Here is a 22,516-nt window from a genome sequence, read left to right as displayed (position 1 = left end):
GAGACCTGCAATGCCCAGCCCACTGCGCCCGGATCAACGTCGGTTTCCCCTGCACGTCCATATCAGCGTGATGTTCACTTTCCTGCTGTTGCTGACTGGCGTGGTGCTGGGCCTTTTCAACTACCGGCAAACCACGCAGATCATTCTTTCCAGCAGTGAAAAACTCTTCAACCGCATCGAGCAGGACGTCCGTCTCGACCTGCACGCTACCTATGAGCCGATTCGCCATCTGCTGACCCTGCTGGCGGAATACCCGGCGACCCAGGCAACTGACCTTGAGCAACGCCTGGCGCTACTCAAACCCTTCAGCCAGTCGCTCAAGGACAACCCCGACCTGGCCTCGTTGTATCTGGGCTACGGCAACGGTGACTTCTTCATGGTTCGGCCCTTGCGAACCCCCGACCTGAAAACGCTCCTCAAGGCACCGGACACTGCGGCTTATCAGGTGTGGAGCATTGAGCGAACAGGCAACAGCAGTCAGGTCCGTTCCCAATCATTGTTTTTCGATCAGGATCTGGCCCTCATCAGCCGCCAGGACAACCCCGACGAAACCTACGATCCGCGAACCCGCGCCTGGTATGCCAACGCCCGCAGCGACAGCGATCAGATCACCACCGAACCCTACATCTTTTTCTCCACCCACAATGTCGGCACTACCCTGGCCCGGCGCAGTGGCGAACAGGCTGTCATGGGTGCCGATCTGACCCTGGCGGAACTCTCCGCAACCCTGGCCAAACATGTCGTGACCCCCAATACCGAAATCGTGCTGTTCGATGCTGAAGGGAATGCCATCGCCTATCCCGACAGCAGCAAACTGATCATCGACGATCAGACTGCCCGCCTGATCAAAGCCGCTGACCTCAGCCCCAGCCTCGACGCATTGCTCAACAATCCCCCCGCAGGTAACCGCCTGGATGTCGCCGGTCGTCAATGGATCGTTGCCCGCAGTCGCATGCAGGAAGGCGGCCCCCAGGGACTGCAACTGGCGCTGCTGGTACCGGAAGATGAGTTACTCGTCGATGCCTACCGCATGCGTTGGCAAGGCGCGCTGATTACCCTGGCCACGCTGTTGCTGTGCCTGCCGTTGGGCTGGCTGACCTCGCGGATACTGGTCAAACCCCTGCGCGCGCTGGTAAGGGAGGCCGATGCGGTTCGCAGTTTCGACTTCAACTTTCCGGCCTCACGTCGCTCTCCTGTGCTCGAAGTCGACCAACTGAGCGTGTCGATGACGCGCATGAAAGAGACCCTGGCGAGTTTTTTCCAGATCACCGACAGCCTGAGCGCCGAGACTCGCTTCGCCCCCTTGCTGGAACGGGTGTTGTTTGAAACCGTGAAAATCGGCCAGGCCCAGGCCGGTCTGATCTACCTGCGCGAAAGTGATGGCGATCGAATGGAGCCCCATGGGCTGGTCGTCAACGGCACCTCACGGGCATTGCCGTCATTTGATCTTCGAGGACACGAACTCCAGGCTCCGCAAAGCCCTGCATGGCTACAACAGCTGTCGAATGCCGACAACATCGTCACCACGCTTGGCTTCGAACAGGCCGGGGATTTGCAGAAGGTGTTGCATGCGCTGGAGTGTCCCCGCGTTCATCTGATCGGCATTCGGCTGCACAATCGTCATAACGAAACCGTGGGCCTGCTGATCCTGCTGTTGGCCGATACCGGCAACCTGAGCGATCTGGAAAAACTTCGTCCGGACCGCATCGCATTCCTCCAGGCCGTGTCCGGCGCGGCCGCCGTGAGTATTGAAAGCCAGCGTCTGCAAGCCAAACAAAAACAACTGCTGGATTCCTTCATTCAACTGCTGGCGGGTGCGATTGACGCCAAAAGCCCCTACACCGGCGGGCACTGCCAGCGAGTGCCAGCGCTGACCCTGATGCTCGCTCAAGCTGCCGCTGCCAGCCAGGACCCGGCCTTCAGTGGCTATCAACCCACCGAAGATGAATGGGAAGCGCTGCACATCGCCGCCTGGCTGCACGACTGCGGCAAGGTCACCACTCCGGAATACGTGGTCGATAAAGCCACGAAGCTGGAAACCCTTAACGACCGTATTCACGAAATCCGCACCCGCTTCGAAGTGCTCAAGCGCGATGCCTGGATCAGCTATTGGCAAGCCATGGCCCTGGGCGGTAACGAGCAGCATTTGGCCGAACTGCGCAACGCCACGCTAGCAGGGCTGGACAATGATTTTGCGTTCATTGCCCGATGCAACCTGGGTGGCGAGGCGATGGCCGAGTCCGACCTGCAACGCCTGCGCAGCATCGCCCAACGCACCTGGACCCGAACCCTGGATGACCGGCTGGGCGTTTCCTGGGAAGAGAACCGGCGTCAGGCGCGGACACCGGCTCCGACACTGCCGGTCAGCGAGCCATTGCTGGCGGACAAACCCGAGCACCTGTTCAAACGGCCCGAGGCCGAACTGATTCCGGAGGATAATCCGTGGGGGTTCAAGCTCGATGTACCGCCCTACAAGTACAACCGGGGCGAGCTCTACAACCTGAGCGTTGCCCGAGGCACCCTGACCCGCGAGGAGCGTTACATCATCAATCACCACATGGTGCAGACGATTCTGATGCTCAGCCACCTGCCCTTCCCCGGCCACCTCACCAACGTCGCGGAGATCGCCGGCGGCCACCACGAGAAAATGGACGGCACCGGGTATCCCAAACAGTTGAAGCGCGAAGAAATGAGCCTGCCGGCGCGGATGATGGCGATTGCCGATATTTTCGAAGCACTGACCGCCGCCGATCGCCCCTACAAGAAAGCCAAGTCCTTGAGCGAAGCGCTAGGCATCATGGCCACCATGTGCCGGGATGCCCACATCGATCCTGAGTTGTTCGGGCTGTTCATCAACGCGCAAATCTACTTGCAGTACGCCGATCGATTCCTCGATCCCCAACAGATTGATGCGGTTGATCCGGCAAGCCTGCTGGTCAAGGCAGGCTTGAGGGCATGATCAGCAGTCGGTCAGGCGCAGGAAGATCGCCGCCAATTGCTCGATACCGGCCTGATCTTCAGCGGTAAAACGCGCCAGTTTCGGGCTATCGAGGTCCAGTACGCCAATCAATCGTCCCTCCTTGACCAGTGGCACCACCAGTTCGCTGTTCGACGCGCTGTCGCAAGCGATGTGTCCGGGGAACGCGTGCACGTCCTCGACCAACTGGGTCTGCAAGGTGGCCGCCGCCGCTCCGCATACACCCCGACCGAACGGAATCCGCACGCAGGCGATTTGTCCCTGAAACGGGCCAAGCACCAACTCTTCGTTGCGATTGAGGTAGAACCCGGCCCAGTTCAGGTCATCGAGCTGGTTGAACAGGAACGCAGAAAACTGCGCGGCGTTGGCAATGAAATCCCGCTCGTCCGCCAGCAATGACTCCAATTGCGCCCACAGCATGCCGTAGCCTTCGAGGCCCTGGCCGCTCTTTTGTAAATCGATCATGCCTTGTGCTCCAACAGCTTCAGCCCGACCCAATAGCGGGCAAATTGATACGCACAACGTCCGTTGCGATTGCCCCGGCCCGTAGCCCAGCGCACCGCGAGGATGTCCAGTTCTTCGTCTCGCTGCCACTTAAGGCCCGCCTTGTCGGCCAGTTGACCGATCCAGTGTTCGACGACGTTGAGGAAGTGCTCCTGAGTAAACGGATAGAACGACAGCCACAATCCGAAACGGTCCGACAGCGCAATCTTGTCTTCCACCGCCTCGCTGGGATGGAGTTCGCCGTCAACGCGTTTCCAGTTTTCGTTATCGCTTTCCTTTTCCGGCACCAAGTGGCGACGGTTGGACGTGGCGTACAGCAAAACGTTATCCGGGGCCTGTTCGAGAGAGCCGTCGAGCACGCTCTTGAGCACGCGATAGTCACCCTCGCCCGACTCGAACGACAGGTCATCGCAGAACAGCACAAAACGCTGGGGCAGCTTGGCGATCTGTTCGACCACGCGCGGCAAGTCCGCCAGGTGATCGCGTTCGATCTCGATCAGCCGCAGACCGGCCTTGGCGTGTTCGGCCAGCAAGGCGCGAACCAGCGACGATTTACCGGTGCCGCGCGCGCCCCAGAGCAATGCGTGGTTGGCCGGCATGCCATCGAGGAACTGTTGGGTATTTCGCCCCAGTTGCTCCAGTTGCCGGTCGACACCGATCAGGTCGGACAAACGCATGTCGAGGCTGACTTCCAGCGGCAACAGAAATCCGCTGCGCCCCTCGCGTTGCCAGCGCGCGGCAAGGCAATGATTCCAGTCGATAACTTGCCGAGGGGTGGGCAGCAACGGTTCAATACGAGCCAAAACAGCATCGGCACGTTCAAGAAAAGCATTTAATCGGGAATCCACGTCTTCTCCTCGGGCACGTTCACAGTAATGATGGCGATACAGCGACGAAACACAGCTTCGGTGTCCGGTTCATCCCTTTGCACAAGGGCTCGCGAGAACATCGGTATCCATGCATGATCGACTATGCTTGAGCAGCGAAGGGAAACGGAAGTGGTTCAACACCCCATGGATATCAAGTTCACCAACCGGCTGTCCTACAAGCAAGCCAGGCTTACCGTGCTGGTCGGTTTCATTCTGGGCACGCTGCTCAGTCTGCTGCAAATAGGCATCGATTATGCCAGTGAAGACGCCTCCATCAACCGCGAAATCCTGTCTTTGCTGGAAATCAGCCACAACCCCGCGTCCCGCATCGCCTACAACATCGACGCCGAACTCGCTCAGGAACTGACCCTGGGCCTGTTGCGCTCGCCGGCGATCATCGGCGCGCAGTTGACCGACAACAACGGTACCGTGCTCGCCAGCGTCAAACGCCCGGGCGTGCAAAGCGGTTATCGGGTGATCAGCGACTTCCTGTTCGGCGCCAACCGGCAGTTCGAAGACCGTCTCTACCTGGATCACTTGCCGACCGAATCCCTCGGCACCCTGCGCCTGGACGTCGACACCTATTCATTCGGCAACCGGTTCCTGCGTCGGGCCGAGGTGACCCTGCTCAATGGCTTCGCCCGCAGCCTGCTGCTGACTGGCATCCTGCTGGCGCTGTTCTACGTGATGCTGACCAAGCCGTTGGTGCGGGTCATCCGTGAACTCAGCAGTCGCGACCCGCGCAGCACGGAGTCGACGTCGCTGGAGTGTCCGACGGACCATGAAAACGATGAAATCGGTGTACTGGTCAAGGTTGCCAATCAACAATTCGAAAACATCGCCACCGAAATCCAGCAGCGACGCAACGCCGAAAACCGCCTGACCGACTACCTCGGGCAACTGGAGAACATCGTCTCGGCCCGCACTGCGGAACTCAAGGCGATCAACTCGCGGCTCAGCCAATCCAATCAGGAACTGGAAGTCGCCCGCAGCACCGCCCTGGACATGGCCGAAGCGCGCTCGGTGTTCCTGGCCAACATGAGCCACGAGATCCGCACGCCGCTCAATGGCCTGCTGGGGATGATCGCGCTTTCCCTGGACGGCCCGCTCAATGCCGAGCAACAGCAACAGCTGTCCATCGCCCATGACTCGGGCAAAGTACTGGTGGAACTGCTCAACGATATTCTCGATTTGTCGAAGTTCGATGCCGGCCAACTGGAGCTCGAACATATTCCGTTCGACCTCGGTTCGCTGATCGAGGACACCGCCAACCTGCTGTCGCAAAACGCCGCGCCGAGTGTCGAGCTGAGCTGCCTGATCGACCCGCACTTTCCGGCCTTGGTGCTTGGGGATCCGACGCGGGTCCGACAGATCGTCAGCAACCTGTTGTCCAACGCCCTCAAGTTCACCCGTTTCGGTCGAGTCGATGTACGTCTGTCGACGTTCGAGGACGGCGTCAGAATCGAAGTCTGCGACACCGGCATCGGTATTGCCCAGGATGCCCAGGTCAAGATCTTCCAGCCCTTCACGCAGGCGGGTGCCGGCATTACCCGGCAATTCGGCGGGACCGGGTTGGGCCTGGCATTGACCTACAACCTCTGCGAAGCCATGCAAGGGCGCCTCACCATCAGCTCGGAAGCAGGCTTCGGCAGCCAGTTCTGCGCGGATCTGCCGCTGCCCAGCCACACCCGCGCCCTTCCCCCGGCTTCTCTACAGGGCAAGGTCATCGCAATCACCGCCGCCAGCAGCGGTCTGGCAGAACTGTTGAACAGTGTGTTGCCCGGCTGGGGGCTCGACTATGAGCAGCGTTCCCTCGATGACTCGTTGCTGGGCCTGAACCCGGATGTACTGATTACCGATTGCCCCGAATGCCTGTTTGGCCTGCGCCCTTCGTGTACAGCACCGATTCTGCTGGTCACCGCTTACGGCAGTTTCATGCCCAGCGAAGAAGCCCTCGCCCTCGCCCCCTTACAGCAACAGGCGCGGCCTCTGGCACGCAACGCGCTGTACCAGACGCTGCGGCGAACCCTGCAGCCGGAACTCAACACGATCAACGGTGCCCGGCTCGACGCCCTCTCCCCACAACGACGCGGACGCGTGCTGCTGGTGGAGGACAATCCGGTCAACCAATTGGTGGCCAAGGGGATGCTCGGAAAACTCGGTTGCGAGGTGATTGTCGCCGGTCACGGTGGCGAGGCGCTGGATCAACTGGAGCAGAGCGAATTCGATCTGGTGCTGATGGATTGCAACATGCCGGTGATGGACGGCTATGAGGCCAGTCGGCAAATCCGTCGCAGCGGACGCTGGCCACAGCTGCCCATCGTCGCCCTGACCGCCAACGCCATGTCCGAAGAGCGCGAACGCTGTCGTGCGGCAGGCATGAGCGATTACCTGGCAAAACCCTTCCGCCGGGAAGAGTTGGCTGCCCTGCTGGACCTGTGGGTCCCTACTACGACAGTGCTTTGATTTGCCCTAAAAGGTGATCAAGACCATCGCGCAGATCATTCAGGCGATCCAGATCCACACCGCTGTCGCATAACAGACGGGCCTTGAGCGGCCCGACCTGATCGCGCAAAGCCTTGCCGGTGGGCGACAGGCTCAAGTGCACTTCACGCTCGTCCCGCGCCGAGCGCTGACGCTGAACCAGTTGCAGTTGCTCAAGACGCTTGAGCAACGGCGTCAGCGTGCCGGAATCCAGCGCCAGGCGTTCGCCCAACGCCTTGACCGTCGGTTGCTCTGGGGCCGCCTCCTGCCACTCCCACAACACCAGCATCGCCAGGTATTGCGGGTAGGTCAGGCCGAGCTGATCGAGCATTGGCTTGTAGGCGCGGATCACCGCCCGGGAAGCGGCGTACAGCTTGAAGCACAGTTGACTGTCAAGCTTCAGGGAATCGACTGACAAGGTGTTCATTTGAGCAGGGCTTCGATCTCGCGGGTCAGGTCCTGCGGCTTGGTCGCGGGGGCGAAGCGCTTGACCAACTGGCCATCCTTGCCAATCAGAAACTTGGTGAAGTTCCACTTGATGCCCTGAGAACCCAGCACACCCGGCGCGCGTTTTTTCAGTTGAACGAACAGCGGATGGGCGCCAGCGCCATTGACTTCAATCTTTTTGAACAGCGGAAAACTGACGCCGAAGTTCAACTCGCAGAACTCGGAAATCGCCCCTTCGTTGCCTGGCTCTTGCTTGCCGAACTGGTTACACGGAAAGCCCAGCACCACCAGGCCTTGATCCTTGTAGGTCTGCCACAACTCTTCAAGGCCTTTGTACTGCGGGGTGAAGCCGCATTTGCTCGCGGTGTTGACCACCAACACGGCCTTGCCGGCGAAATCCGCCAGGGTCTTTTGCTCACCCTTGATGGTGGTGCAAGGGATGCTCAGCAGGTTGTCGCTCATGGTTCGGACTCTAAATGAGGGAAGATAAGACAAACATAGCGAGCAATTGAATTGCGTGCAATTTAATAAATCGATAGTCGATCAACCGTAGGAGCTGCCGAAGGCTGCGATCTTTTGATCTTGACTCTTCTCTCGATCGCTGAAGATCAAGATCAAAAGATCGCAGCCTTCGGCAGCTCCTACAGGGCTCACATTACGAGCGCGGTACCAGGTCCAGGCACACTGAGTTGATGCAATAACGCAGGCCGGTCGGCGGCGGGCCGTCCGGGAACACGTGCCCCAGGTGCGCATCGCATTTGGCACAGACCACTTCGGTGCGGATCATGCCGTGGCTGACGTCACGGATCTCGACCATGGCGCTGTCGCCGATCGGTGCGTAGAAACTCGGCCAGCCGCAGCCGGAGTCGAATTTTGTTTTGGAGTCGAACAGCGGCTCGTTACAGCAGATGCAGTGGTAAACACCATCGACCTTGCTGTCGTTAAATTTGCCGGAGAACGGCCGTTCAGTGCCTTTGAGGCGGCAAACGTTGTACTGCTCCGGATCGAGCATCGCCCGCCATTCTTCCAGGGTTTTTTCCAACTTTTCCATCGTCACACCTCAGCAGTTGAAAAAGCCCGATCTGTACCTTTTCCACGGATCGGGCGGCACGTATGATTGCGCCTCGTCAAACGCCAGTCTGGCAGCCAGACCACGCGCATTCAAACGGATTTATGGGTGCTGCCTCTCAAGGCGTCAGGCCTGTGTGAATACGCAGGATTCCCAGCACGGTCGTTCATACGCCGCCTGGATCGTTCATTTTCGGGAACACATCGCCATGCAGGTCAGCAAATCGAACAAGCTCGCCAACGTCTGCTACGACATTCGCGGCCCAGTGCTCAAGCACGCCAAACGCCTGGAAGAGGAAGGCCATCGCATCCTCAAGCTGAACATCGGCAACCCGGCGCCTTTTGGTTTCGAAGCGCCGGATGAAATCCTCCAGGACGTCATCCGTAACCTGCCGACGGCTCAAGGCTACAGCGATTCCAAAGGTCTGTTCAGCGCCCGCAAGGCCGTGATGCAGTACTACCAGCAAAAGCAGGTGGAAGGCGTCGGCATTGAAGACATCTATTTGGGCAACGGCGTTTCCGAGCTGATCGTAATGTCGATGCAGGCCCTGCTCAACAACGGCGATGAAGTGCTGGTGCCGGCCCCGGACTACCCGCTGTGGACCGCCGCGGTGAGCCTGTCGGGCGGCAACCCGGTGCATTACCTGTGCGACGAGCAAGCCAACTGGTGGCCGGATCTGGCCGACATCAAGGCCAAGATCACCCCGAACACCAAAGCACTGGTGATCATCAACCCGAACAACCCGACCGGCGCGGTGTATTCGAAAGAAGTCCTGTTGGGCATGCTGGAACTGGCCCGTCAGCACAACCTGGTTGTTTTTTCCGACGAGATCTACGACAAGATTCTGTACGACGATGCCGTGCACATCTGCACGGCTTCCCTGGCGCCAGACCTGCTGTGCCTGACGTTCAACGGTCTGTCCAAGTCCTATCGCGTGGCGGGTTTCCGTTCCGGCTGGATCGCCATTTCAGGCCCTAAACACCACGCCCAGAGCTACATCGAAGGCATCGACATGCTGGCCAACATGCGCCTGTGTGCCAACGTGCCGAGCCAACATGCGATCCAGACCGCCCTCGGCGGCTACCAAAGCATCAATGATCTGGTATTGCCCAACGGACGACTGTTGGAACAGCGCAATCGCACCTGGGAACTGCTCAACGACATTCCCGGCGTGAGCTGCGTCAAGCCAATGGGCGCGCTGTATGCGTTCCCACGGATCGACCCGAAAGTCTGCCCGATCCATAACGACGAGAAATTCGTACTAGACCTGCTGCTGTCGGAGAAGCTGCTGGTGGTACAAGGCACCGCCTTCAACTGGCCATGGCCCGACCATTTCCGTGTGGTAACCCTGCCGCGCGTGGACGACCTGGACATGGCCATCGGACGTATCGGCAACTTCCTCAAGTCCTATCGCCAGTAACCTGCCTGTCACCGTGCGACGCTTGCGCAAGTCGCACGGTGATTGATTCAGCAACATTTCTTTGCGCCCTGCCGAACATCGCTTCTTCAATCGCTGACTGATGACTCGTTGCGTGCTCGCGTCTAACAACGGCGGGGCTTATGACGCTAATTGCCTGACAAACGCTTCCCGCATTGACGTCGGAAATGCCCTTCAAGCAGCTAGACTGTTGCCGTAGGACACAGTTTGAAATAGTCACCTGGTTGAATAGCCCGGGTCAGCACCTTATATACCCCGCAGTACGCTACATCTTTAGCATGAGGAGATTTCTACAACCATGATGCGCATCCTGCTGTTTTTGGCCACTAACCTGGCGGTCGTGCTGATTGCCAGCATCACCCTGAGCCTTTTCGGCTTCAACGGGTTCATGGCGGCCAACGGGGTTGATCTCAACCTCAATCAGCTGCTGATTTTCTGTGCGGTCTTTGGTTTCGCCGGTTCGCTGTTCTCGCTGTTCATCTCCAAGTGGATGGCGAAGATGAGCACCAGCACCCAAATCATCAGCCAGCCGCGCACACGTCACGAGCAATGGCTGCTGCAAACCGTCGAGCAATTGTCCCGGGAAGCCGGGATCAAGATGCCCGAAGTCGGTATTTTCCCGGCCTACGAGGCGAACGCCTTTGCCACCGGCTGGAACAAGAACGACGCGTTGGTCGCGGTCAGCCAAGGGCTGCTCGAGCGTTTCTCCCCTGATGAAGTGAAGGCCGTTCTGGCTCACGAAATCGGCCACGTAGCCAATGGCGACATGGTCACCCTGGCATTGGTCCAGGGCGTGGTGAACACCTTCGTGATGTTCTTCGCACGGATCATCGGTAACTTTGTCGACAAGGTGATCTTCAAGAACGAAGAAGGCCAGGGCATCGCCTACTACGTGGCAACCATCTTCGCCGAACTGGTCCTGGGCATTCTGGCCAGCGCCATCGTCATGTGGTTCTCGCGTAAACGCGAATTCCGTGCAGACGAAGCCGGTGCACGTCTGGCCGGTACCGCCGCAATGATCGGCGCCCTGCAACGCCTGCGTGCCGAACAGGGGCTGCCGGTGCACATGCCGGACACCCTGACGGCTTTCGGCATCAACGGTGGCATCAAACAGGGGTTCGCCCGCATGTTCATGAGCCACCCGCCGCTGGAAGAGCGTATCGACGCACTGCGTCGTCGGGGCTGAGAGGTTCCGCACTAAAAGAAAAGGCCCGCAGTGATGCGGGCCTTTTTTTGTCTGCTTGAATGTTGTGGTGTTCATTCTGGCCCCTTCGCGAGCAAGCCCGCTCCCACAGTGGACCGAGTCGCTCAGGCGGACGCTGTCTACTGTGGGAGCGGGCTTGCTCGCGAAGGGGTCAGCACAAACAACACCTTACCGGCTGGAAACCCGATAAACCCGCTCTTCAAGCCGCGTAACACCGCTTTCCAGGAACTTCCAGCTCTCGCCCAGAACGTCCTGGTCTTCCAGAATTTTCAACTCCCACGAAGCCCCGAACAACCGTTGCACTTCGTCATCCAGCACTGCAAAGGGCGGCCCCTCCATTTGTGCCTGGTCGTAATCCAGGGTAATCAGCAGCCCCAGCGAATCCTTCGGTACAATCCGCTTCAGATGCTCGGCGTATTGTTCCCGCATCTTCGGTGGTAAGGCGATCAACGCAGCGCGGTCATACAGCGCACTGCAATCAGCGACATCGCCGGCCGTCAACGCGAAGAAATCACCACACCAGATCTCGATCGAGCCCGCCCGATAGACCGTGAAGGGGCCTTGGTCGCTGACGTCCGGATCAAATTGATGCTCGTGGAAAAAGTCTTCCACCGCTTTTTCCGACAACTCGACGCCCAACACCTCGTGACCGCATTTCGCCAGCCACAGCAGATCCAGGCTTTTCCCACATAGCGGCACCAGTACGCGCGCGCCCTCTTCCAGGCCCAGCTGCGGCCAGTACCGTTGCAGATATGGATTTACTTCCGGCAGGTGAAAGCCGATCTGATTCGACGTCCACCGCTTGTGCCAAAACTCCGGCTGCATAATTAATCCCGAAAATTCGATCAAAAGACCCTAAAACTTATATTAGATTTAGATCAATGATCTGACTGAAGATGATGCCATCTTACCCCTCAGGAGCTCATTCATGTTCCCCAGCCTGTACATATCCCATGGCTCGCCCATGTTGGCACTGGAACCGGGCGCCAGCGGGCCCGCCCTCGCTCGTCTGGCCGCAGAATTGCCAAAACCCAAAGCCATCGTAATTGTTTCTGCGCATTGGGAAAGCAATGAGTTGCTCGTCAGCGGCAATCCCCAGCCTGAAACCTGGCATGACTTCGGCGGGTTTCCGCAGGCGTTATTCGACGTGCAATACCCGGCGCCCGGCAATCCACAATTGGCCGCAGAGGTTGTCGAACTGCTGAAGAGTGATGGCCTGCCTGCACGCATCGATGCAAAACGGCCGTTCGACCATGGTGTCTGGGTGCCCTTGTCATTGATGTATCCACAAGCCGACATCCCCGTGGTGCAAGTCTCACTGCCTACGCGCGGCGGCCCTGCCTTGCAAACCCGTGTCGGTCATGCCCTGGCCAGTCTGCGCGAACACGGCGTGCTGCTGATCGGTTCCGGCAGCATCACCCACAACCTGCGCGAACTGGACTGGCACGCCGGCCCGGAAAGCGTCGAACCCTGGGCCCAGGCATTTCGTGACTGGATGATCGAAAAACTCGCTGCCAACGACGAAACCGCGTTGCACGACTACCGTCAGCAAGCACCGAATGCGGTGCGCAACCATCCGAGTGATGAACATTTGCTGCCTTTGTATTTTGCCCGCGGTGCTGGAGGAAAATTCAGCGTGACCCACAAGGGATTCACCATGGGGGCCTTGGGCATGGACATTTACCGCTTCGGATAACGTAAAAACTCACAGTTTGTGGCGGCCAGGCTCAGACCACATCAACCCCGACATGAATCGCATCGTGCCGCCAAAACTCCAGATCACAATCGATCAACCGCTCATGCTGATCGTAATTGACCCGAGCGATGCGCAACCCCGGACTCCCCACCGACACCCGTAAAGCTGCCGCCGCATCCACCGACAACGCCGTCGGCACAATCTCGAAACGCACCCGCCCATAGTGCAAGTCGTAATGTCGCGCATACAGCTCGGTAATCGACTGATTCAAATCGAAATCCAGAATCCCCGGAAAAAACTGCGGATTCAAATAGTGCTCCACATATAACACCAGCCGTTCATCAATCCGCCGTGCCCGGCAAATCTGAATCACGCTCGACAACGCCGGCAACTGCAACCAGGCACAGACCGCCACCGACGCCGGCTGCAACCGCGCCGAAATCACCTCGGTGGACGGCACCCGCCCCTGTGCAATGACCATCGCGTGAAAGTGACTGCGCTGCATCAGGTTGTAGGCCAGGCGCGGTGGCGACACGAACCAGCCACGGCGCTCCTCCCGATAAATCTGCCCCTGGGCTTCCAGTTGCAATAACGCTTCACGCACGGTGATCCGCGTGGTCCCGAACAACTCACTAAGCCTGCGCTCGGCCGGCAGTTTGCTCCCGGGCGCCAACAGGCCATGGTCGAGCTGTTCCTGCAGAACCTGCCCGATGGCTGTCACCGCTTTGGTTGTCTCGATGCGCATCAACGTTACCTATCTGGACTAGACCAGCACTGTTTCGGGGCGGAACCGCGATTCAAATCGGCTCCCTCAACTCCCGACAAGCCTAGGCACTGCATATGACTGACAGATGACAAAGCCGCCGAACGGTTGATCCAGACACCTGCAATTTCACGGCCAAGTCCTTTTATATCAGCCTATTAGCCATGGTCTACGCTTACTCCGAAGCCTGAGCATTGCAACCCAAAAAATATAGGCCGACCAGTCGTCGACATGAAAATGTCATCAAAGGCGCCTAAATTGGCTCAGGTATTGCTGACCTAGACCAACACAACCGCAATCGCAGCGTTGAAAACGCCCAAAGGAGCTTCGGATGAAACAGCTTTTCCTGGCCTCACTGTTAGGCTCGACCATTGCCATGTGCACCGCCGCGATGGCGGCTGATAGCGATTTGAAAACCCTGGAAGCCGCGGCGAAAGCGGAAGGTGAGGTCAATAGTGTCGGCATGCCCGACAACTGGGCCAACTGGAAAGGCACCTGGGATGACCTGGCCAAGAACTACGGCCTGAAACACATCGACACCGACATGAGCTCGGCCCAGGAAATCGCCAAGTTCGCCGCTGAAAAAGACAACGCCACTGCCGATATCGGTGATGTCGGTGCCGCGTTCGGTCCGATCTCGGTGAAGCAAGGCGTTGTACAACCTTACAAGCCAAGCACCTGGGATCAGATCCCGAGCTGGGCAAAGGATAAGGACGGCAACTGGGCGCTGGCCTACACCGGCACCATCGCGTTCATCGTCAACAACAAGTTGCTGCACGGCTCCGACGCTCCGACCAAATGGGCTGACCTCAAGGACGGCAAATACAAAGTTTCCATCGGTGATGTGAGCACCGCTGCCCAAGCCGCCAACGGTGTTCTGGCTGCCGCGCTTGCCAACGGCGGCAATGAGAAAAATCTCCAGCCGGCGCTGGATCTGTTTTCCGAGATTGCCAAGCAAGGCCGCCTGTCGATGGCCAACCCGACAATTGCCACCATGGAAAAGGGTGAAATCGAGGTCGGTGTGGTCTGGGACTTCAATGGTCTGAGCTACAAGGCCAAAATGGTGAACCCGGATGACTACACCGTGCTGATTCCATCCGATGGCTCGGTGATCTCCGGTTACACCACCATCATCAACAAGTACGCCAAGCACCCGAATGCCGCCAAACTGGCCCGCGAATACATCTTCAGCGACGCCGGCCAGACCAATCTGGCACGCGGTAACGCCCGTCCGATCCGCGCCGAGCATCTGACTCTGCCGCCCGAGGTTCAGGCCCAGCTGCTGCCTAACGAGCAGTACAAAAAGGTCACGCCGATCAAAGACGCCGACGCATGGGAAAAGACCTCCAAAGCCCTTCCTCAGAAGTGGCAGGAAGAAGTCATCGTCAATATGAAGCAATGATGTATCCGTAGGAGCTGCCGCAGGCTGCGATCTTTTGATCTTTCACTCGACACTCAAGTGAAACCAAAAAGATCGCAGGCTCCGCCAGCCCCTACGACGATCAGATCCAGTTTCGCTTTTCGGAGTTCCAGCCCTTATGAAGCACAACGTCATCCTTGTCGTGCTCGACGGCCTCAATTACGAGGTCGCCCGTCACGCCATGGGGCACCTGCAGGCTTACGTTGGCGCAGGACGTGCGGCGCTCTACAAACTGGAGTGCGAATTGCCGGCGCTGTCCCGACCGCTTTACGAGTGCATCCTGACCGGCGTCACGCCGATCGACAGTGGCATCGTCCACAACAACGTCTCGCGCCTGTCCAACCAGCGCAGCATCTATCACTACGCCCGCGATGCCGGCCTTGTAACCGCCGCCGCGGCCTATCACTGGGTCAGCGAGCTGTATAACCGTTCGCCGTTTATTGCCGCGCGGGATCGTCACACCGACGACCCGGACCTGCCAATCCAGCACGGTCATTTCTACTGGAGCGATCACTACCCGGACTCGCACCTGTTCGCCGACGCCGAAAACCTGCGCCTGCGTCATGCGCCGAACTTTTTACTGGTCCACCCCATGAACATCGACGACGCCGGACATAAGCACGGCCTCGACACCCCGCAATACCGCAACAGCGCCCGCTCGGCCGACATTATTCTGGCCGACTATCTGCGAACCTGGCTCGACGCCGGGTATCAGGTGCTGGTGACCGCCGACCACGGCATGAACAACGACCGCTCCCACAACGGCCTGCTGCCGGAAGAACGGGAAGTACCGCTGTTCGTCCTCGGCGACGCCTTCAGCTTCAACGCCAACGCTGCACCGAAACAGACTGAAATCTGCGGCACCGTCTGCGAACTGCTGGGTGTGGCCCACGACAAACCTGTGTGCCGGGAGCTGCTCAAGTGAACACCATGACGCGCGGAAAATGGCTGGCAGCCTTGTGCCTGGTGCCTTTCGCACTGTTCTTTATCGTGTTCCAGATCGCCCCGCTGTCCTGGGTGATGATCAACAGCCTGCAATCGGAAGAGTTCGGTTGGGGTATCGCCAACTTCACCAGGATCTTCAATTCGAAGTTCTATCTGCAGGCGATCCAGTTCAGCCTGGAGATCAGTTTCTGGTCCAGCGTGTTCGGGATCATCATCGCGGTGCTCGGCGCCTACTCCCTGCGCCGGGTCGACTCGAAACTGCGCAACTTCGTCAATGCCTTCGCCAACATGACCAGCAACTTTGCCGGCGTGCCTTTGGCCTTCGCGTTCATCATTCTGCTGGGCTTCAATGGCAGCTTCACCATCATGCTCAAGCAGGCCGGGATCATTCAGGACTTCAACCTGTATTCGAAAACCGGGCTGATCATTCTCTACACCTACTTTCAGATTCCGCTGGGCGTACTGCTGCTCTACCCGGCCTTTGATGCCCTGCGCGAAGACTGGCGTGAATCCGCCGCGCTGCTCGGCGCCAATGGCTGGCAGTTCTGGCGGTACATCGGTTTGCCAGTGCTGACCCCGGCGCTGCTCGGCACCTTCGTGATCCTGCTGGCCAACGCCCTGGGCGCCTACGCCACGGTGTACGCCCTGACCACCGGCAACTTCAACGTGCTGACAATCCGCATCGCGGCGATGGTTTCCGGCGACATTTCCCTGGACCCGAACCTGGCCAGTGCCTTGGCTGTAGTGCTGGTGGCGTTGATGACCCTGGTGACCATCGTGCATCAGTTGCTGTTGAAGAGGAGCTACCATGTCTCGCGCTGAACTGGGCCCCGTCGGCATCTACCACCGGGTGGTGGTGTATTTACTCTTTGCCATACTGTTGCTGCCGTTGCTCGGGACGCTGATCTACTCGATCGCCAGCAGTTGGTCGGCGACCATTCTGCCCAGCGGCTTCACCGTTAAATGGTACGTGGAGCTGTGGAGCGATCCGCGCTTTCTCCATTCGTTCGGCCAATCGCTGCTGGTCTGCGTCGGCTCGCTGATTCTGTCCGTGGTGCTGATTCTGCCGTTGCTGTTTGTGGTGCATTACCACTTCCCGAAACTCGATGCGCTGATGAACATCCTGATCCTGCTGCCCTTCGCGGTGCCGCCGGTGGTGTCGTCGGTGGGGCTGTTGCAGCTTTACGGCTCCGGGCCGTTCGCGATGGTCGGGACGCCGTGGATTCTCGTCGGTTGCTACTTCACCGTGGCGCTGCCGTTCATGTACCGGGCGATCACCAACAACCTGCAAGCGATCAACCTGCGCGACCTGATGGACTCCGCCCAACTGCTCGGTGCCAGCACCTGGCAAGCGGCGTTCCTGGTGGTGCTGCCAAACCTGCGCAAAGGTTTGATGGTGGCGTTGCTGCTGTCGTTTTCGTTCCTGTTCGGTGAGTTCGTGTTCGCCAACATCCTCGTCGGGACCCGTTACGAAACCCTGCAGGTCTACCTCAACAACATGCGCAACAGCAGCGGCCACTTCACCAGTGCGCTGGTGATTTCCTATTTCTTCTTTGTGCTGGTTCTGACCTGGGCTGCCAATATTTTGAACAAGGACAAAAGCCAATGAGCTTCGTCAGCGTCCAACACCTACTGAAAAGCTACGCGGGCACCACGGTGTTCAGCGACATCAACTGTGAAATCCAGAAGGGTGAGTTCGTCACCCTCCTCGGCCCGTCCGGTTGCGGCAAGTCCACACTGCTTCGCTGCATCGCCGGGCTGACCTCGGTGGATGGCGGCAAAATCCTGCTCGATGGCCAGGACCTCGTCCCGTTAAGCCCGCAGAAACGCGGGATCGGCATGGTGTTCCAGAGCTACGCGCTGTTTCCGAACATGACCGTGGAGCAGAACGTCGCCTTTGGTTTGCGCATGCAGAAGGTCAATGCCGACGACAGCCATAGGCGTGTTGCCGAAGTACTGAAACTGGTGGAACTCAACGACTTCGCCGCGCGTTATCCGCATCAACTGTCCGGCGGCCAATGCCAGCGAGTCGCCCTTGCCCGCTCGTTGGTGACCCGGCCACGTCTGTTGTTGCTGGATGAACCGCTGTCGGCCCTCGACGCACGGATTCGCAAGCACTTGCGCGAACAGATCCGTCAGATCCAGCGTGAACTCGGCTTGACCACGATCTTCGTCACTCACGACCAGGAAGAAGCCCTGACCATGTCCGACCGGATTTTCTTGATGAATCAGGGAAAGATCGTACAGAGCGGCGATGCCCAGACCCTTTACACCGCCCCTATCGACTTCTTTGCCGCAGGTTTCATCGGCAACTACAACCTGCTGGACGCCGACAGCGCCACAAAACTGCTGCAGCGACCGATTACCCACCGCGTCGCAATTCGCCCGGAAGCCATCGAGCTGAGCCTGAACGGCGAACTCGACGCACAAATCCGCAGCCACAGCCTGCTGGGCAACGTGATTCGCTACCGGGTCGAAGCCCGGGGCGTGGAATTGGTGGTGGATGTGCTGAACCGCTCGGCGGCCGATCTGCATCCCGATGGTCAGCGTCTGGCGCTTTCCATCGATCCGACGGCCCTGTGTGAGGTAGCCTGATGACTTTGCTGATGTTGAAGAGAGAATCGCACTGATGGCCCTGGCAATTTTTGATCTGGACGAAACCCTGATCCACGGCGACTGCGCCACCCTCTGGAGCGAGCAAATGGGCCGCCTGGGATGGGTCGATCCCCAGTCGTTCATGCGTCAGAACAATGAACTGATGGACGCCTACAGCCACGGCAAACTACGGATGGAGGAGTACATGACCTTCAGTCTGGAGCCGATGATCGGGCGCACACCCGAAGAGGTCGACCATTTGGTAGGGCCTTGGGTGGAAGACTTCATCGAGCCGATCATTTTCAGTGGCGCCACCAAAGCCATTGCGGCCCATCGCAAGGCTGGCGACCGGATTTTGGTGATTTCGGCGTCGGGCACGCATCTGGTGAGGCCAATCGCCGATCGTTTGGGTATTGACGAGATTCTCGGCATCGAGCTGGAAGTGACGCATGGGGTTTATAGCGGCCACACCGTTGGCACGCTGACCTACCGCGAAGGCAAGATCACGCGTTTGCTGGAATGGCTGGATGCGGAAGAGGAAAACCTTGAGGGCGCCAGTTTCTACTCCGACTCACGCAATGACTTGCCATTGCTACTGAAGGTGGATTTCCCACACGTGGTAAACCCGGATCCGGTGCTGCTTGAACACGCAGAAAAAGCCGGCTGGCCAATCCACCTCTGGAAATAACCGAAAATCAATGTGGGAGCGGCGGTGCGACGATTCGACTTGCTCGCGAAAGCGAACTTACATTCAACACATTTGTTGAATGACACACCGCCTTCGCGAGCAAGTCGAATCGTCGCACCGCCGCTCCCACAGGGATCAAACCAGGCTTTCGTCGATTACCAACACTAACTTTCCCGACACCTTATTAGTCGCCAACTCCGCAAACGCCGCTTCGGCGTCCTTGATCGGAAAGGTCTTGGCCAATTGCGGGCTTAAACGCCCTTCAGCAAACAACGGCCAGACATGCTGGCTGAGATCGCTGAACAGATCCGCCTTGAACTGCTCGTCGCGACTGCGCAAGGTCGAACCCAGCAATTGCACGCGCTTGGCCAGTACCTGCGCCAGATCCAGCTGCGCCTCACGACCGCCCATCAGGCCGATCAGCACCCAACGACCATCGCGCGCCATCAGTCTCAGATTCAGCGCAGCGTAATTGCCGCCCACCGGGTCGAGAATCACATCGAACGGCCCCAGGTCGCTCAAGCTGTCCAGATCCCCGTTGCGCACGACCCCACCTTGCGCCCCCAGCGCTTCGCAGTAAGCCAAACGCTCGGCGGAACCGACGCTGACCCAGCACGGGTTACCAAACGCCTTGCACAGCTGAATGGCAGCTGAACCGATTCCACTTGCTCCGGCGTGCAGTAGAACTTTCTCACCCGGCTTGAGCGCAGCCAGTTGAAACAAATTCAGCCAAACGGTCGCATACACTTCTGGCAGCGCTGCCGCCTCAGCCAGGGACAAACCTTCGGGTACCGGCAACACATGCCGTCCGTCGACAACTACCTCCTCGGCCATCCCGCCCCCGGCCAGCAAGGCGCAAACCCGATCCCCGACTTGCCAGGACGAGCCCGGCCCCACCTCGCTGATGATCCCCGAACACTCAAGACCCAGTACCTGACTGGCTCCCGGCGGTGGCGGATAAAGACCCGCCTTCTGTAACAAATCGGCGCGATTGAGACCCGCAGCCGCCACTCGAATCCGAACTTGTCCTACATCGCATGTAGGACTGGGCTCTTCAACCCACTCCACTCGACCTTCAACGCCTTGCAATGCTTTCACAGTGCCTCCATAGTGAGTCTGGACTGAGCCCGTAGCTGTAGCGCCGGGCTTTCTTGCATTATGCGACCGGCCCTGGGGCCTATACGAAATCTAGCAGGCAGTTTTCGTACAGAACCTGGTGGTACCGGCGACTTCAAAGACGGCCTAATATGCGTGATCAATTGTCCCCGCGTCGAATCAGCATGAAGCATTTTTTCCCCAGCACCGCCCTAGCCCTATTCATTGGTATCGGTCTATTGCCGATGTCGACCAATTCGTTTGCAGCCAATAGCTGGGACAAGCTTCAGCCTGATCGTGACGAAGTGATCGCCAGCCTGAACGTCGTCGAGTTGCTCAAGCGCCACCACTACAGCAAGCCGCCGCTCGATGACGCGCGCTCCGTGATCATCTATGACAGCTATCTCAAGCTGCTGGACCCGTCGCGCAGCTACTTCATGGCCAGCGACATTGCCGAATTCGACAAGTGGAAAACCCAGTTTGACGACTTCCTCAAAAGCGGCGACCTGAATGCCGGGTTCACCATCTACAAGCGCTACCTGGACCGCGTCAAAGCCCGTCTGGACTTCGCCCTTGCCGAGTTGAACAAAGGCGTCGACAAGATCGACTTCACCGCCAAGGAAACCTTGCTGATCGATCGCAAGGACGCCCCTTGGCTCAAGTCCACCGCAGAACTCGACGACTTGTGGCGCAAACGCGTCAAGGACGAAGTGCTGCGTCAGAAGATCGCGGGCAAGGACTCCAAGCAGATTCAGGAAACCCTGACCAAGCGTTACAAGAATCAAATGGCGCGCCTGGACCAGACCCGCCCGGAAGACATCTTCCAGGCGTACATCAATACCTTCGCCATGTCCTACGACCCGCACACCAACTATCTGTCGCCGGATAACGCGGAAAACTTCGACATCAACATGAGCCTGTCCCTCGAGGGCATTGGCGCCGTGTTGCAGAGCGACAACGACCAGGTGAAAGTCGTGCGTCTGGTGCCTGCAGGCCCGGCCGACAAGACCAAGCAAGTCGCACCGGCCGACAAGATCATCGGCGTTGCCCAGGGCAACAAAGAGATGGTCGACGTGGTCGGCTGGCGCCTGGACGAAGTGGTCAAGCTGATCCGTGGGCCGAAAGGCACCGTGGTGCGCCTGGAAGTGATCCCGGCCAGCAATGCGCCGAACGACCAGTCCAGCAAGATCGTCCCGATCACCCGCGAAGCGGTGAAGCTTGAAGACCAGGCGGTGAAGAAGTCGGTCCTCAACCTGAAACAGGACGGCAAGGACTACAAGCTTGGCGTCATCGAGATCCCGGCCTTCTACCTGGACTTCAAGGCTTTCCGTGCTGGCGATCCGGATTACAAGAGCACCACACGCGACGTCAAGAAACTGCTGACCGAGTTGCAGAAAGACAAGGTCGACGGCGTGGTCATCGATCTACGCAACAACGGCGGCGGTTCCCTGCAGGAAGCCACCGAGCTGACCAGTCTGTTCATCGACAAAGGTCCGACCGTTCTCGTGCGTAACGCCGATGGCCGGGTCGATGTGCTGGAAGATGAAAACCCGGGTGCCTTCTACAAAGGGCCGATGGCGTTGCTGGTCAACCGCTTGTCTGCCTCGGCTTCGGAAATTTTTGCCGGCGCCATGCAGGACTATCACCGCGCGTTGATCATCGGCGGCCAGACCTTCGGCAAAGGCACCGTGCAGACCATTCAGCCGCTGAACCATGGCGAACTGAAACTGACTCTGGCCAAGTTCTACCGGGTTTCCGGCCAGAGCACCCAGCATCAGGGCGTACTGCCGGACATCGATTACCCGTCGATCATCGACACCAAGGAAATCGGCGAAAGCGCACTGCCAGAAGCCATGCCGTGGGACACCATCCGTGCGGCCATCAAGCCTGCGGTCGACCCGTTCAAGCCTTACATCTCGCAGCTTAAATCCGAGCATGACGCACGCTCGGCCAAAGACGCCGAGTTTGTGTTTATCCGCGACAAGTTGGCCCTGGCCCAGAAGCTGATGGAAGAAAAAACCGTCAGCCTCAACGAAGTCGATCGTCGTAAGCAACACGCCGACATAGAAGCCAAGCAACTGGTCATGGAAAACATTCGTCGCAAGGCCAAGGGCGAAGAACCGCTCAAAGAGCTGAAGAAAGAAGACGAGGATGCTATTGCGGCCGAGCCGGACAAGACCAAACCGGAAGACGATGCCTACCTGAGCGAAACCGGGCGGATTCTGTTGGACTACCTGAAACTCAATACCACGGTAGCCAAGCACTAAGTTGTTACAAGCAAGATGATGGCAATTTAATGCTGACGCTCCCCGGAGCGTCATC

At 58.7% G+C, this 22,516-nt stretch carries 20 protein-coding genes; 12 read left to right on the top strand and 8 right to left on the bottom strand.

All coding sequences use genetic code 11. The features are described 5' to 3' along the window. Positions 1-10: 10 nt before the first annotated feature. Positions 11-2,959 carry an HD domain-containing phosphohydrolase gene (locus tag ACMXYH_RS09165; protein WP_415766887.1) on the top strand — a complete coding sequence of 983 codons (2,949 nt, stop codon included), beginning with the start codon at positions 11-13 and terminating at the stop codon, positions 2,957-2,959. Here the strand turns inward: ACMXYH_RS09165 and ACMXYH_RS09160 are convergent, their stop codons facing one another. Both ACMXYH_RS09160 and ACMXYH_RS09155 read right to left on the bottom strand, forming a co-directional pair. Continuing rightward, entirely contained in the window at positions 2,960-3,442 is a 483-nt protein-coding gene (locus ACMXYH_RS09160) for a GAF domain-containing protein (protein WP_134419133.1), read from the bottom strand. Further along, positions 3,439-4,329, bottom strand: coding sequence for an ATP-binding protein (locus tag ACMXYH_RS09155; RefSeq protein ID WP_134419132.1), 891 nt, complete (start codon positions 4,327-4,329; stop codon positions 3,439-3,441). Before ACMXYH_RS09155 ends, ACMXYH_RS09160 begins: the two co-directional genes overlap by 4 nt. 165 nt (positions 4,330-4,494) lie before the next feature. Between ACMXYH_RS09155 and ACMXYH_RS09150 the strand changes: the two genes are divergently transcribed. Then, complete coding sequence (locus ACMXYH_RS09150) at positions 4,495-6,816, top strand: hybrid sensor histidine kinase/response regulator (RefSeq protein WP_178084129.1); 2,322 nt, start codon at positions 4,495-4,497, stop codon at positions 6,814-6,816. Here ACMXYH_RS09150 and ACMXYH_RS09145 read toward each other — a convergent pair. The 3 genes from ACMXYH_RS09145 to msrB all read right to left on the bottom strand — a co-directional run bounded on the left by ACMXYH_RS09145 (position 6,800) and on the right by msrB (position 8,332). Continuing rightward, positions 6,800-7,261 carry a MarR family winged helix-turn-helix transcriptional regulator gene (locus ACMXYH_RS09145; RefSeq protein WP_008145868.1) on the bottom strand — a complete coding sequence of 154 codons (462 nt, stop codon included), beginning with the start codon at positions 7,259-7,261 and terminating at the stop codon, positions 6,800-6,802. The genes ACMXYH_RS09150 and ACMXYH_RS09145 overlap by 17 nt on opposite strands. Then, positions 7,258-7,743 (bottom strand): glutathione peroxidase, encoded by a 486-nt coding sequence (locus ACMXYH_RS09140; protein ID WP_008002671.1) that lies wholly within the window; start codon positions 7,741-7,743, stop codon positions 7,258-7,260. Before ACMXYH_RS09140 ends, ACMXYH_RS09145 begins: the two co-directional genes overlap by 4 nt. A 193-nt stretch (positions 7,744-7,936) precedes the next feature. After that, complete coding sequence (gene msrB / locus ACMXYH_RS09135) at positions 7,937-8,332, bottom strand: peptide-methionine (R)-S-oxide reductase MsrB (RefSeq protein ID WP_415766886.1); 396 nt, start codon at positions 8,330-8,332, stop codon at positions 7,937-7,939. Between the two features lie 226 nt (positions 8,333-8,558). Between msrB and ACMXYH_RS09130 the strand changes: the two genes are divergently transcribed. Together ACMXYH_RS09130 and htpX are read left to right on the top strand one after the other, a co-directional pair. Then, the gene (locus ACMXYH_RS09130) at positions 8,559-9,770 is read left to right on the top strand and encodes a pyridoxal phosphate-dependent aminotransferase (RefSeq protein WP_046056560.1); all 1,212 of its coding nucleotides are present in this window, start codon (positions 8,559-8,561) and stop codon (positions 9,768-9,770) included. Positions 9,771-10,086: 316 nt separating this feature from the next. Further along, positions 10,087-10,974: a protease HtpX gene (htpX, locus tag ACMXYH_RS09125; protein ID WP_008145865.1), complete on the top strand. Its 888-nt coding sequence runs from the start codon at positions 10,087-10,089 to the stop codon at positions 10,972-10,974. 186 nt (positions 10,975-11,160) lie between these two features. Here htpX and ACMXYH_RS09120 read toward each other — a convergent pair whose 3' ends face one another. Further along, positions 11,161-11,817, bottom strand: a complete 657-nt coding sequence (locus ACMXYH_RS09120) for a thiopurine S-methyltransferase (protein ID WP_008145864.1) — start codon at positions 11,815-11,817, stop codon at positions 11,161-11,163. Positions 11,818-11,920: 103 nt separating this feature from the next. On the opposite strand from ACMXYH_RS09120, the gene ACMXYH_RS09115 reads away from it, so the two are divergent. After that, on the top strand, positions 11,921-12,688 hold the full coding sequence (locus tag ACMXYH_RS09115) for a DODA-type extradiol aromatic ring-opening family dioxygenase (RefSeq protein ID WP_129437341.1): 768 nt from the start codon (positions 11,921-11,923) through the stop codon (positions 12,686-12,688). 31 nt (positions 12,689-12,719) lie between these two features. Here the strand turns inward: ACMXYH_RS09115 and ACMXYH_RS09110 are convergent, their stop codons facing one another. Further along, positions 12,720-13,433 (bottom strand): UTRA domain-containing protein, encoded by a 714-nt coding sequence (locus ACMXYH_RS09110; protein WP_415766885.1) that lies wholly within the window; start codon positions 13,431-13,433, stop codon positions 12,720-12,722. A 349-nt stretch (positions 13,434-13,782) separates the two neighbouring features. On the opposite strand from ACMXYH_RS09110, the gene ACMXYH_RS09105 reads away from it, so the two are divergent. The 6 genes from ACMXYH_RS09105 (at position 13,783) to ACMXYH_RS09080 (ending at position 19,099) form a co-directional block, all read left to right on the top strand. Next, entirely contained in the window at positions 13,783-14,853 is a 1,071-nt protein-coding gene (locus tag ACMXYH_RS09105; RefSeq protein ID WP_415766884.1) for an ABC transporter substrate-binding protein, read from the top strand. 136 nt (positions 14,854-14,989) lie between these two features. Continuing rightward, positions 14,990-15,796 carry an alkaline phosphatase family protein gene (locus ACMXYH_RS09100; protein ID WP_415766883.1) on the top strand — a complete coding sequence of 269 codons (807 nt, stop codon included), beginning with the start codon at positions 14,990-14,992 and terminating at the stop codon, positions 15,794-15,796. 5 nt (positions 15,797-15,801) lie between these two features. Next, positions 15,802-16,638, top strand: coding sequence for an ABC transporter permease (locus tag ACMXYH_RS09095; protein WP_165353307.1), 837 nt, complete (start codon positions 15,802-15,804; stop codon positions 16,636-16,638). After that, positions 16,625-17,425 carry an ABC transporter permease gene (locus ACMXYH_RS09090; RefSeq protein WP_129437349.1) on the top strand — a complete coding sequence of 267 codons (801 nt, stop codon included), beginning with the start codon at positions 16,625-16,627 and terminating at the stop codon, positions 17,423-17,425. Before ACMXYH_RS09095 ends, ACMXYH_RS09090 begins: the two co-directional genes overlap by 14 nt. Continuing rightward, positions 17,422-18,411 carry an ABC transporter ATP-binding protein gene (locus ACMXYH_RS09085; RefSeq protein ID WP_129437351.1) on the top strand — a complete coding sequence of 330 codons (990 nt, stop codon included), beginning with the start codon at positions 17,422-17,424 and terminating at the stop codon, positions 18,409-18,411. The genes ACMXYH_RS09090 and ACMXYH_RS09085 overlap by 4 nt, the downstream gene beginning before the upstream one ends. 34 nt (positions 18,412-18,445) lie before the next feature. After that, complete coding sequence (locus ACMXYH_RS09080) at positions 18,446-19,099, top strand: HAD family hydrolase (protein ID WP_415766882.1); 654 nt, start codon at positions 18,446-18,448, stop codon at positions 19,097-19,099. A gap of 135 nt (positions 19,100-19,234) precedes the next feature. On the opposite strand, the gene ACMXYH_RS09075 is transcribed toward ACMXYH_RS09080, so the two are convergent. Then, entirely contained in the window at positions 19,235-20,197 is a 963-nt protein-coding gene (locus ACMXYH_RS09075) for a zinc-binding dehydrogenase (protein ID WP_415766881.1), read from the bottom strand. Positions 20,198-20,379: 182 nt separating this feature from the next. Between ACMXYH_RS09075 and ACMXYH_RS09070 the strand changes: the two genes are divergently transcribed. After that, positions 20,380-22,461, top strand: a complete 2,082-nt coding sequence (locus tag ACMXYH_RS09070) for a carboxy terminal-processing peptidase (RefSeq protein ID WP_165353228.1) — start codon at positions 20,380-20,382, stop codon at positions 22,459-22,461. Positions 22,462-22,516 lie beyond the last annotated feature (55 nt).

The organism is Pseudomonas frigoris (genome assembly GCF_047758635.1).
Classification (GTDB): Bacteria; Pseudomonadota; Gammaproteobacteria; order Pseudomonadales; family Pseudomonadaceae; genus Aquipseudomonas; species Aquipseudomonas frigoris.
This window is presented reverse-complemented; position numbering and strand designations above follow the sequence as displayed.